Raw genomic sequence first — 12352 nt, forward strand, 5'->3', positions numbered from 1 at the left:
GAGAATTCAGTGGACGCTGCAGACGCAGGGCTCATGCCATTGAGCCCAAAGTGTGCGCATACCCGCCTGCGTTCAGGTAAGCGGACTCGGCCGGGGTCGATCGCCGCCCTAGGGCATCATTGCGATAGGGAAACCTGCCGTACTTTCGGATCACATGTCGATGGGCTTGAGCATGCATCAATGTGTCGCCGGCACCCGGCATCCGCTCACAGATCAAACGAACACAGTGATCTTGATCGGTCAAACTTTCCGAATGCATGAATGGAAGGTAAAAGAACTGCCGCGCGGGCGCGTCAATCAACTGGTCCCATTCCTTGCGAACAACTGTTTGCGCTGCTTTAAGGGCGCGCACATCGGTCGAAAACGCGCGTCCGCTCTCCCTAAACATGTTGCGGGGAAATTGGTCGGCCAAAATGAGATAGGCCAGCGCCCCTTCTGCACGGGTCAACCAGCTATCCAAGCGGCCAGTCCCGATGAGTTCCCATGTCTCTAAGAACTGCGTGCGAATTGCGTCGTCCAATTCTTCCCGGACGGCATACCAGCCTTCCGGTCCGACTTGATCAATCCAAAACTCTCGGACCTCTTCTGCCGTTTTCATATTCCGCGCCCTTTCGTTCTTGTCTGCGATTATCATTCTGGTCTGCTCTATGTACAAACTATAGCGACCGCGCAGAACGTCTAGGGCGCGTCGGCGTCAGCAGCCTGTTCGCTTTCAATGGCATATTCTTGCGCAAGCTCCACCGCGACGGTTGTCGCAGCTGGGTAGATGGGAATGTAATTGCCCGTTTCATCGGTAGGGACGGCCGGTCGCACGGTCGCGCGATAGGATGCATACATGGACAAGGCGAAAAACAAGACCGCCGTAAAAAGGTAGAACCCCCCCGGCCCAAGCGCCGTACCCATCATCCAACCGGTAATGACAGGCCCCAAGATCGCCCCCAGCCCATTAATAAAGATCATTCCACCAGACGCGGCGGCCATATCCTCAGGTTCAAGAAAATCATTCGTGTGCGCAATAAGCAGGGAATACAGCGGGTTAGACATGCCACCGACGACAAAGGCTGTCAGTAAAAGGATCGTAAAGTTATGCCCTAGCAGCATCCCGACGATGGATCCGATACCACCGATCACCGATGTAATTACAATCAGAAGGCGACGATCCATGCGGTCTGACATCCATCCGATTGGATATTGCAGGATGACCGACCCAACAAAAAACGTCGCGACAAATATCGAAATTTGCGCGACCGTCAGCCCCGCCTCAGCGCCGTAAACCGATGCCATGCCGAACTGCGCCGAGAAAACACCGCCCAATAGGAACATCCCAACGCAGCCAAGCGGGGAAAACCCGGCCAATTCACGCAGGCTCATCGGTTTAGTCGTATCGAACGCAGGCGTGGGACTGATCGACAGCAAAATCGGGGTAACAGCGACGCTTACCAGAACAGACGGAATTACAAAAAGCACAAAGCCCGACGGATCCGCTGTGAGCAGCAATGCCTGGGCAATCACGATGCCAAACGTCTGCACGATCATATACAAAGACAACGCCTGACCGCGATTTTCGTTTGTCGCAGCGTTATTTAGCCAACTTTCCGCCGTGACGTAGACGGCAGAAAAACAAAAACCAATCAGTACGCGTCCGGCGGACCAAACCAAGACATTGGGGAACGTCGGATACAAGATCATGACGGCAGAAATCATCGACGCCAGCGCGGCAAAGACGCGGACGTGTCCGACCCGACGGATCATACCAGGTGCTATCCTCGACCCGCCCAGAAAGCCCACGAAATATGCCGACATGACAATCGACATTTCAAACGTCGAAAATGCTTCGATCCCGCCTCTGATACCCAAAAGCGTACCCTGCATGCCGTTGCCCACCATCAGCAAACACATGCCCAACAAAAGCGCCCATGCGCTGGTCAGTACCTGAAGCATCTTACGAATCCTTTAACACCACGTGATCCCTCCCTGACGACGATCACGGTAGGTGTCACCCCCCTCAACGACGTTCAGGCGCTTATTTACGTCTTAGGGAAAAGCAAGGACGCATCACCATAGGAGAAAAACCTATAATTCGATTCAATCGCATGCTTGTAAATGTTTTGTACAGTTTTTTGCCCCATCAATGCCGAGACGAGCATCATGAGAGTTGATTTGGGAAGATGGAAATTCGTCATCAAAGCGTCTGCGACGTTAAATTCAAACCCCGGGGTGATGAAAATATCTGTATCTCCTTCCCACGGCTGGATAATGCCCGATCGCGCCGCTGTCTCGACCAGCCGCAACGCGGTTGTGCCGACGGGTATGACCCGCCCTCCAGCGGCTTTGGTCTCGATAATCTCGGCGGCTGCTTGCGCGCTCACCTGCCCCCATTCGCTGTGCATCTTATGGTCGGCAATATCGTCGACTTTAACCGGAAGAAAGGTACCCGCGCCAACGTGCAGTGTGACATGGCTGAAATCGACTCCCATAGCAGCCAATTGATCAAGCAGCATTTGATCAAAGTGAAGCGAGGCCGTCGGTGCCGCGACGGCCCCGGCTTTTCTGGCAAACACGGTTTGATAATCCGTCAAATCCTGCGCGTCGGCAGGTCTTTTGCCTGCGATATAAGGCGGCAATGGCATCGCGCCCGCGCTATTGAGCGCAGAATCGAAATCTGGTCCGGTACAGTTAAAGCGCAACACGCCTTGTCCGTTCTCTATCCCTTCCAGTCGCGCAGAAAGGTCACTGCTGAAGACAACCGCTTCAAAAAGCTTCAGCTTTTTCAGGGGCTTAATCAATGCAGTCCAATCGGAATCGCCGCGCGGCTCCAACAAGGTCACTTCAATACGCGCCTGCACGTGCCCTTGGGCGCTGTCGCGGCTACGATACCCGGTCAACCGCGCGGGGATCACACGGGTGTCGTTCAGCACGAGCCTATCACCGGGGCGCAACCAGTCCGTGATCCGGGATACGGTGCTGTCGATGATGGCATCGTTGTGCGCAACCAACATTTTGGCTGCTGTCCGCGGCACCGCGGGCCGCGTGGCGATCAGGCGTTCAGGCAGGTCGAAGTCAAAGTCACTGAGTTTCATCCTCGCCGGTTAGCGCCCCTCAAAGCGTTCAGCAACAGGTTTTTGCGGTGCGGGTGCGACAGGTGCGGGTTGCAAGGTCCCTGGCTGACTTGGCGTCGTCCTCGGCGCCGACCTAAAAATATCGCGAAGCGCGCCCGGCAGCAAACCCGACAAGGGATTAACCGATACAGACGGCGACTGTACCGTCCCCCCGATTGTGTAGTTAAAGCCCAGCAACCCCTCCCCCTTTCGGGTCAAAAAGCTTGCAATGCCATTCAGCAAATAGACGGGAGAGATCACCCCCTGCAATGCCACTTGCCCAGTGTCAGTGGCAAAAACCCCGTCCATCGAAATGCCAAGCGACGCGCCCGTTGCGCTGGCTTGCGTCAGATTTACCCGATTGGAGGAGAGGCGAAAATCAGCTTCGACCGTATCAAAATATATACCGTCGCCGTTCAATTCGTTGATCAATCCCACGACAGATACAGCGTTTACAAGGGCGGCAATGGTTGGTGCATCTTTAATCCGCACGTCTTTTATCTCTGCATGCCCATCAAAGGCACCATCCGAACCGACCGGCACCAGCGTCAGCGACAATGCGCCACCATGCACCTGTTTCGCGATATTGGCGGAGCGCAAAACCCCGCCCGCATCGGTTGCGGTCAACTGAACTGCACTACGTCCATTCCTGGGCACAACGCGCCCCGAGACCGCAGTGCCACCATTCAACGCTGCACTAAATTGCCCATCCAAGCCACGAGCGACGTCAAATTCACCCGTCATGTCGGTCAACGCAATCGTGTCCGTCACCTGCAAACGGTCCAACGCCACCCGCATGGGCGGGCTGGCGACACCGCTGGGCTTGGTCTTGCCAAAGCGCGCTCTCCGCAGATCCAGGCTCCCACCTTTTATCATAACCTGAACGGGTCGCCCGGCTCCCTGCCCTATGAGATCGACGGGCACGTCCAACCAATTCCCGACAGACAATCGGTGAAGGCGCAACCGATCCAATCCGCCGCTTGGTTTGAGCGTCACGTCACCATGCGCTGTCAGACCCGGCGCGTTAATTTTCAACGTATCAATGTCGGGAACTGGCCCGAGCAGTCCCGCTATTTCAAGCTTGCCAGTTTGCGATTGGGACTTCGTCCAGCCGATCTGCGGCACCGAAAGGCGCAGCCCGCTCAGGTCGGAGGAGACAGAAAACTTGGGCGTTTTGCCTTTGACCAAGTCCATCGCGAACCAAGCCCGACCTTCGCCACTCACGGTATCGGGGGGCAGTGCAATATTGAAGCGTTCCAGCGTCTGTGCGTTCAGCGCGATATCCGCCCTTACACTGCTGGCAGCCCCCGGTTTGCCAAAGGGTTGGGCCCATTCACCGTTAAAACGCACCCCATCAAGCTGCCCTTGCCCCTTGATTTTAAGGCCGGTGTTGGACGCATTCAGGGTCAGCACATCGGCGCGCAGCGACCGACCTTTGACCAAGCGATCGCTTTTAAAGTCGGCCAGCGTTCCGTTGACGTCAAAAATCGTAAGTTTCGGGTCGGACCCTTTCTTCATCGGAAACGACAAGGTCCCGGACACGTCAGCCACGGCATCAACGATATCGACGGGCAGATTAGCCTTATCCATTGCGTGAAGCGGTGGCCGGTTCAACAGCGACAGGATAGAGGTGATTTCAGCCTCGGCCTGAAGCCTGACAATGCCGGGGGGGCCATCCTTGACCGTGACATCGGGCATTATAAAGGACGTTCCGTTCACCGATACCGGCGTCGCGTCAGGCGGCGTGATGGTGCCGCTGTCCACACTCACCACAAAGCGGTTTGCCGACAGGCTCGCATGACCGCTGCCCGACGTAACATTTGGCATCGTACGCAAAAAACGTACCTCCGCCCCCTGAAAATCAAAGTCGAGATAGGTTTGGGGTGCCTCACCCGGCTTCAGCCGAAAAGCAAGATCGACATTGCTCAGCGCGCCAGCATAGACGTTCTCGGCCACCCATTTGCGCGTCTTTGGTTTGACGTTCTCCGGCCAAAGCTTCAGCAGGCGTTCGGGCTTCAACGCGTTCAATCCCGCATCCAACGCCACCTGCCACCCCTGCGTGCCGGCGCGCAGATCGCCCGACAGGTTCAGGGTCGTATCCCCGTCGAGTATATCCATGCGTCCGACAGACATGTGGAACGGATTGAAAGTTATTTTCGCATCGACGTCGGCACCCTCGATCGACACAGGCGTAACGTAGAGATCCGCAGGATCAGCGACCAGGTCCCGCAAGCGGACTTGCGCCACCAACTGCCCCAGCTTGCCGCTTGCGTCGATGCCCAACGTCGCGTCGCCTTCGATCCGCCCCGACACCCACTTGCTTTCGACAGATAATTCATCAAACCGCAGCAAGCGTTGGTCAGGATCATAGCTGAAATAGCTACGTGCACCATCAAAGGGAATGGGCGTCGCGCTTTCGCTCGGCTGCACGACCCCCGCGCCAATTTGCAACGTGGCGTTCAGCGGCTCAAAGGTGCCGTCGTCATCAAGGCTGCTGCGCACAGAACCCGAGATGGGTGCGCGCAATATGTTCAGCCAAGCGAAAGCGGGACTTTGGATCGCGATGTCGGCCGCACTCACCCCGTCGAAATTCACACCAAACTGCGACGCAGTATCGCCAAGCTTGCTGGTATAGCTTGCCGAAAGCGTCGCCACATCGGCACCCCCGCCCAAAACGGCAAGCTCCGCCGTGATGTCCAGACGCGTCCCGTCCCGATCCAGCAACATGCGTCCGCCATCCACTGTCCACATCCTATCAGACTGCAGATCGGTGTAGCGCAGCGTCAGGGCGCGTAGCTCGATCGACCGCAACCTGCGCATGGCCTTGGCCTCGAACACCGCATCGAGCTGTCCAATCAGTTGAGGCATGGTCGCTGCGCGCCGCTCCGCTGGCGCATCCCCCGTGCTCGCGCTTAGCGCGACCCGGCCGTCAAGATCACGTCGTAGGTTTGCGACCACGCCGGACATTGAAATATTCTGGGGCTGCACCTCGCCGGCCAAAAGCCCCTGCACGGAAAAACTGGCCTGCACTTCACGAAACGCAGCAAAGCTGACGCCGTCCGGATTGGCGATATTCACATCCCTAAGCCTGATGCGCGGACGCCAGCCTTTGTCGACAATCAATACCATCTCACCGAATCCGATCCGCGCCCGGGGCATATCTTGGGCAAAGCGCTCCTCGATACGGGTCTCCAGCCACTCTGGCACCACGATCGGGCTACGGATCAGATAGATAGCAGTGCCAGCGATGGCCGCGACGATCAGCGTAATAACCAGCAACGACCATTTGGTCGCCTGCCAAAGTCGTTTCCGCTTGGGGGTACGGGAGGCTGGGTTGGCGTTTGGCATGAGCGTCCGGCTATTGGGGCGTCTTGGGTTTTAAGTTTCGCCAAGCCCGACTAGTATGACAGCGCAGACAAAAGCTTCCAATACATAAGAAAGTAACCCATGCCAGAGATTTCCCAACCTGCACCAGACTTTAAGCTTCCTGTTACGGGCGGTGGCGAAATTTCGCTCTCCGATCTGCGGGGCAAGGCTGTGGTTTTATACTTTTATCCGCGCGACAATACACCGGGCTGCACAAAGGAAGCCATCGGTTTTTCGGAGCAGTTGCCAGCGTTTGAGAATGCGGGTGCCATTGTTTTTGGCGTTTCCCGCGATACGATGGCAAAGCACGACCGCTTTGCAGCTAAACATGCGCTGACCGTTCCGTTGCTGGCGGATATCGACGGTGCCGTGACCGAAGCCTATGGCGTCTGGGTCGAGAAAAACATGTATGGCAAAAAATCCATGGGGATCGAACGCGCGACCTATCTGATTGATGCAAATGGAAATATTGCTCGCATCTGGCGCAAGGTAAAAGTCGCCGGCCACGTAGAAGAGGTTCTGGACGCGGTACGCGCGCTATGATTGCGCTGGCTCAAATGGCAGAGAATGTGCTGCGCACCGCCGATGGCCGCGAAAAAACCGCGCTATCGCATCAATATGCCGCCGAATGGCGTGCCGCGCGCGCTGCCGGTGAAACGCCGGTGATTGGCACATCAAACCCGCCTCTGCGTCCCGCCCGCCCCGACAGGCCCGAACTTCTATCGCCCCGCGATGTGCCCCATCGCAAGCCCGGCTCACCCGAGGGCCGGATCGCTTTGCTTCATGCTGTCGCCCACATCGAGCTGAACGCGGTTGATTTGCATTGGGACATCATTGCGCGATTTACCGCTATCAGAATGCCGATGGGGTTTTACGATGATTGGGTCAACGCCGCGGACGATGAATCCAAACATTTCAACCTGATGTGCGATTGTCTTGAAGAATTGGATAGCCACTATGGGGCCTTGCCCGCCCATGCAGGAATGTGGCGCGCAGCAGAGGATACGGTGGACGACTTCATGGGTCGCCTTGCTGTTGTACCCATGGTTTTAGAGGCGCGCGGGCTGGATGTGACCCCCAATATGATTCAGGTGTTCAAAAGTGCGAAGGCCAAGCAGGCCGTTGAAGCGCTTGAGACGATCTATGCTGAAGAGGTTGCACATGTGGCTTATGGATCAAAGTGGTTCCATTTCCTTTGTGGTCGTCATGAATTGGACCCAAAGGAAGCGTTTCACGGGTTGGTTCGCAAATATTTTCATGGCGCGCTCAAGCCGCCCTTCAACGAAGAAAAGCGTGCCGAGGCGGGAATTCCGCCAGATTTCTATTGGCCGCTGACCGAAAATCTTTGATGAACGTCGCGCACTAAACCTTTGAACCGGCAATTTATCGCCAAATTTAACGTTAAAGCTTCATTAACCGCCGGTCAAAAAGCCTGAAGGGTTGCCCGAGGGGCACCCGATGGCTAAGCACTACCGGTGACTATCAGCGCGCGGCGGGGGCCCGGTGTGCTGTGACTGGGACGAAACAAGGATACCACGCGTGCGAACAAGGTTGGCGATCAAATTTAATGCGGCGCTCGAACGTTTCTTTCCGGAACGCCGCGTCTTTCTGAAATCCGACTCCGACACACGTTTTATCCGGTTGCGCCCCGTTACCCAGCTTTTCGTGTTTTCCGCAGCCTCGCTCTTTGTGGCCTGGTCCATCGTGGCAACCGCGGTGATTCTGATGGACAGCATCGGGTCGGGCAACTTCCGCGAGCAAGCAAAGCGTGATCAGCGTACCTATCAGGCGCGGCTCAGTGATCTTTCGGCGCAGCGCAACGGCCGCGCCGAAGAGGCCGTGGCAGCGCAAGAACGGTTCAATGCCGCGCTCAAACAGATTTCGGTCATGCAATCAGAACTGCTGCAATCCGAGACCCGCCGCCGCGAGCTGGAAACCGGCATCGAAGTGATCCAGAGCACCCTGCGGGATACCATGAAAGACCGTGAGGCCGCGCGCACTCAGGTGGCCGAACTCGAAGGGGCCGCTGCGGGCGACGGCAAGACGACAACAAAGGCGAATGTATCTTCTGCTCCGATTTCACTGCTTGCCGAGGCGCTCGAGCGTACGGCCGCAGAGCGGGATCAAGTGGTGATCGACGCGCAGGACGCCTTGATCCAGGCAGACGAGCTGACCCAGAAACTGGCTTTGATGCGCGATCAGAACGACGCGATTTTCCGCCAACTCGAAGAAGCCATGACCGTGTCTGTTGCCCCGCTGGACAAGATGTTCCGCAGCGCCGGCATGCCCACCGACCGCATGCTGGCGACGGTGCGGCGCGGTTATTCCGGTCAAGGCGGCCCGCTCATGCCCCTCAGCTTCTCCACACGGGGGGAGGTTCCTTCTCCGGATACGCTGCGTGCCAACCGGCTGCTAAGCCAGATGGACAAGCTGAATATGTACCGCATTGCCGCGCAAAAGGCGCCCTTTGCGGGCCCGCTCAAGTCGTCTTTCCGGTTCAGCAGCCCGTATGGCTATCGCCGGGATCCAAAGACGGGCGGGCGCAGAATGCACAGCGGAACCGACTTTGCTGCGGGTATGGGCACGCCTATTTACGCGACAGCCGAGGGCGTCGTCACCCACGCCGGCTGGAGCTCGGGATATGGGCGGTTGGTTAAAATTCAACATGAATTCGGGGTCGAGACACGTTACGCGCACCAATCCAAATTGCGCGTAAAAGTCGGCCAAAGGGTATCGCGCGGACAGCGGATAGGTGATATGGGAACATCAGGACGGTCTACTGGCGTCCACCTGCATTACGAAGTCCGTGTCGGTGGTAAGGCTGTAAATCCAATGATCTTTATCAAGGCTGCAAACGATGTTTTCTAAAAGCAAAATCAATGATCCCGCTCATAAGTCCGACGCAGACACGTCCAGCACTGCTGCACCGTCACACTCTGCACCGGCTGCCCCAAAGCAAAGCGAATTCAAGGCCAGCGCGCCCAAGGCAAAACCACCTGCCTCCGTGCTTTCCTCTGATCTGCACATCACCGGCAACCTGAAAACGACCGGCGACATCCAAGTCGAAGGCACCGTGGAAGGCGATATTCGCGCCCACCTGCTGACCATCGGCGAAACAGCGACCATCAAAGGCGAAGTGATTGCCGATGACGTTGTCATCAACGGCCGTATCGTGGGCCGCGTGCGTGGCCTGAAAGTGCGTCTGACATCCACCGCCCGCGTCGAAGGTGACATCATCCATAAAACCATCGCCATCGAATCCGGTGCGCATTTCGAAGGCTCCGTTCAGCGTCAAGACGATCCGCTGAACCCCGGCGCGAAATCCGCACCGGCCCAAAAGCCAAACCCCGCGTCCTGATCGGACAAAGGGTGATGAATTAAAAAGGGCGTCGCATTGGTGCGACGCCCTTTTTCGTTTTCAACTCAACACCTTTGGCGGCCTAAGCGCAAAGCGGTCAAAGCGGGGCAAAGGCGCGAACGCCCCTGCCCGACGCTATGATTATTCGGTGACTTTGACCTCGACCATACGATCAGGCGTTCCGCTGACGGCCCCGTTGCCGCCGGTTCCACGCTTGATCGCGTCCAGCACGTCCAACCCTTCGGTCACCTTGCCCACAACGGTATATTGCCCGTTCAGGAAGTGCCCTTGGTCAAACATGATGAAGAACTGCGAGTTCGCAGAGTCAGGGCTTTGGCTGCGTGCCATGCCAACAACGCCACGGTCAAAAGCGATGTCCGAGAATTCAGCGGGCAGGTCTGGCAGATCTGATCCGCCCATACCCGCACGGCCTGTGTCGCCGCCGGCCTTGCCGAACTCGACATCACCGGTCTGCGCCATGAACCCGTCGATCACGCGGTGGAACACCACACCATCATAGGCACCGGATGTCGCCAGCTCTTTCAAGCGGGCGACATGCGCGGGGGCCACGTCTTCGGCCAGATCGATTTTAATCGTGCCTTGGGCTTCGCCATCCACGGTGATCGCAAGACCATCCGCGAAAGCCGCCCCTGCCATCAGGGCCGAGGCAATGCCTGCTGCAAACAAATTACGCATCTGCAGCAACCTTGACGCTGATCATGCGGTCAGGGTTCGCGGCCGGTTCACCACGGGTGATCGCATCGACATGTTCCATCCCGGAAATGACCTGACCGTAAACGGTGTATTGACCGTTCAGGAAGTCGTTGTCCTTGAAGTTGATGAAAAACTGGCTGTTGGCGCTGTCCGGATTTGCGGAACGCGCGGCCCCAATGCTGCCACGGGCGTGCGGCACTTTCGAAAACTCTGCCGGCAGGTTCGGCAAGTCGGACCCGCCTGTCCCTGCTGCGCGCAGGTTAAAGTTTTCTTCCATGTTGCCGTTTGCCACGTCGCCGGTCTGCGCCATGAACCCTTCGATCACACGGTGAAAGGCCACGTTGTCGTATTTACCGGCCCGGGCCAGTTCTTTCATACGCTCGACATGTTTGGGGGCGATGTCGGGTAAAAGCTGAATGGTGACAGTCCCGCCCTTAAGCTCCATGAGGATCGTGTTTTCGGGGTCTTTGATCTCGGCCATGCCGGTCTCCTTTTAGAATTTCGTTGGCAATTACCTAGGGCGTGCAAGCGCAATTGCCAAGCGGGTCCATTGACCCTGACGGCAATAACGGCAAAACACGACGGGATTGTGGATCTACACGAGGGACAAGATGGGCTGGAAAGCATTGGACGACATGGACCTGCGCGGCAAGCGGGTTCTGGTGCGCGTGGATATCAACGTGCCGGTTGAAGACGGCAAGGTCACGGACGACACCCGCATCCAGCGGATCGTGCCCACCCTGCGCGATATTCTGACCCAAGGCGGCACGCCCGTTTTGCTCGCCCATTTTGGTCGCCCCAAAGGCAAGCGTGTGCAAGACCTAAGCCTACGTGTCGTGCTCCCCGCGCTCGAGGCCGCTTTGGGACGCAAGGTTGTGCTGGCCGAAACACTGGAAGCAGCCGAAACCGGCACCGAAGAAATCAACGCTGCCGATGTTTTGTTGCTTGAAAACATTCGCTTTTACCCTGGCGAGACAGAGAACGATCCTGAATTCGCCAAACGGCTCGCCGCTTTGGGTGACATCTATTGCAACGACGCGTTTTCCGCCGCGCACCGTGCCCATGCGTCCACCGAAGGCGTGGCACGGCTGTTGCCATCCTGCGCAGGCCGCTTGATGCAAGCCGAGCTTTCCGCGCTCGAGGCCGCTTTGGCGACGCCCAAACGCCCCGTAGGCGCGGTGGTTGGCGGTGCGAAAGTATCAACCAAGATCGAGCTGCTGGAAAACCTCGTCAACCGGCTGGATCTTTTGGTGATCGGCGGCGGCATGGCCAATACGTTTTTGGGCGCGCAGGGGGCAGATTTGGGCAAGTCCCTGTCAGAGCCCGATTTCTACGACACTGCCAAGGACATCATGGCCCAAGCTGAAAAGGCCGGTTGCCGCGTTCTACTGCCCGTCGATGGCCTTGTCGCGCGTGAATTCGCCGCCGGTGCCGCGCATGATACGATTGCCCTTGGGGCGGAAACTGTACTGGAACCTGACCAGATGGTTCTGGATGCAGGCCCAAAGACGGTCGCCCTGATCAAGGACGCCTTTAGCGGGTTGAAGACGCTCATCTGGAATGGCCCGATGGGTGCTTTCGAAATTTCGCCCTTTGACACCGCAACGGTCGCCGCAGCTAAAGCCGCAGCAACGCTGACGCAGGACGGCGCGTTGATCTCCGTCGCGGGGGGGGGCGATACTGTCGCGGCCTTAAACCAGGCGGGTGCTGCCGATGACTTCACCTATATCTCCACCGCCGGCGGGGCTTTCCTTGAATGGATGGAGGGCAAGGTCCTGCCCGGCGTCGCGGCGCTGGACGCCTGATGTTCTTTCCC

General features: G+C 57.5%; 11 protein-coding genes. 5 read left to right on the forward strand and 6 right to left on the reverse strand.

Annotation, left to right across the window (positions count from 1 at the left end):
• Positions 1-31: 31 nt before the first annotated feature.
• From GLP52_RS05650 to GLP52_RS05665, 4 genes are all read right to left on the reverse strand, one after another.
• Positions 32-598, reverse strand: coding sequence for a DUF924 family protein (locus GLP52_RS05650; protein WP_237271809.1), 567 nt, complete (start codon positions 596-598; stop codon positions 32-34).
• 80 nt (positions 599-678) lie between these two features.
• On the reverse strand, positions 679-1941 hold the full coding sequence (locus GLP52_RS05655; RefSeq protein ID WP_237271810.1) for an MFS transporter: 1263 nt from the start codon (positions 1939-1941) through the stop codon (positions 679-681).
• Positions 1942-2027: 86 nt separating this feature from the next.
• On the reverse strand, positions 2028-3080 hold the full coding sequence (gene queA, locus GLP52_RS05660) for a tRNA preQ1(34) S-adenosylmethionine ribosyltransferase-isomerase QueA (RefSeq protein ID WP_093733062.1): 1053 nt from the start codon (positions 3078-3080) through the stop codon (positions 2028-2030).
• Positions 3081-3089: 9 nt separating this feature from the next.
• The gene (locus tag GLP52_RS05665) at positions 3090-6446 is read right to left on the reverse strand and encodes a YhdP family protein (RefSeq protein WP_237271811.1); all 3357 of its coding nucleotides are present in this window, start codon (positions 6444-6446) and stop codon (positions 3090-3092) included.
• 99 nt (positions 6447-6545) lie between these two features.
• On the opposite strand from GLP52_RS05665, the gene GLP52_RS05670 reads away from it, so the two are divergent.
• The 4 genes from GLP52_RS05670 to GLP52_RS05685 all read left to right on the forward strand — a co-directional run bounded on the left by GLP52_RS05670 (position 6546) and on the right by GLP52_RS05685 (position 9822).
• Positions 6546-7007 carry a peroxiredoxin gene (locus GLP52_RS05670; protein WP_093733064.1) on the forward strand — a complete coding sequence of 154 codons (462 nt, stop codon included), beginning with the start codon at positions 6546-6548 and terminating at the stop codon, positions 7005-7007.
• Entirely contained in the window at positions 7004-7813 is an 810-nt protein-coding gene (locus GLP52_RS05675) for a ferritin-like domain-containing protein (RefSeq protein WP_237271812.1), read from the forward strand. Before GLP52_RS05670 ends, GLP52_RS05675 begins: the two co-directional genes overlap by 4 nt.
• Positions 7814-8003: 190 nt before the next feature.
• A complete protein-coding gene (locus GLP52_RS05680) occupies positions 8004-9332 on the forward strand; it encodes a M23 family metallopeptidase (RefSeq protein WP_093733066.1) in 1329 nt (442 codons plus the stop codon).
• Positions 9322-9822, forward strand: a complete 501-nt coding sequence (locus GLP52_RS05685) for a bactofilin family protein (protein WP_093733067.1) — start codon at positions 9322-9324, stop codon at positions 9820-9822. Before GLP52_RS05680 ends, GLP52_RS05685 begins: the two co-directional genes overlap by 11 nt.
• A 141-nt stretch (positions 9823-9963) precedes the next feature.
• Here GLP52_RS05685 and GLP52_RS05690 read toward each other — a convergent pair whose 3' ends face one another.
• Together GLP52_RS05690 and GLP52_RS05695 are read right to left on the reverse strand one after the other, a co-directional pair.
• Positions 9964-10518, reverse strand: a complete 555-nt coding sequence (locus tag GLP52_RS05690) for a peptidylprolyl isomerase (protein WP_093733068.1) — start codon at positions 10516-10518, stop codon at positions 9964-9966.
• A complete protein-coding gene (locus GLP52_RS05695; protein ID WP_093733069.1) occupies positions 10511-11017 on the reverse strand; it encodes a peptidylprolyl isomerase in 507 nt (168 codons plus the stop codon). The genes GLP52_RS05690 and GLP52_RS05695 overlap by 8 nt, the downstream gene beginning before the upstream one ends.
• A 130-nt stretch (positions 11018-11147) precedes the next feature.
• On the opposite strand from GLP52_RS05695, the gene GLP52_RS05700 reads away from it, so the two are divergent.
• Positions 11148-12341: a phosphoglycerate kinase gene (locus GLP52_RS05700; protein WP_237271813.1), complete on the forward strand. Its 1194-nt coding sequence runs from the start codon at positions 11148-11150 to the stop codon at positions 12339-12341.
• The last annotated feature ends 11 nt before the right edge of the window (positions 12342-12352 follow it).

Origin of the sequence: Sulfitobacter sp. M22 (assembly GCF_021736025.1) — a bacterium.
Classification (GTDB): Bacteria; Pseudomonadota; Alphaproteobacteria; order Rhodobacterales; family Rhodobacteraceae; genus Sulfitobacter; species Sulfitobacter litoralis.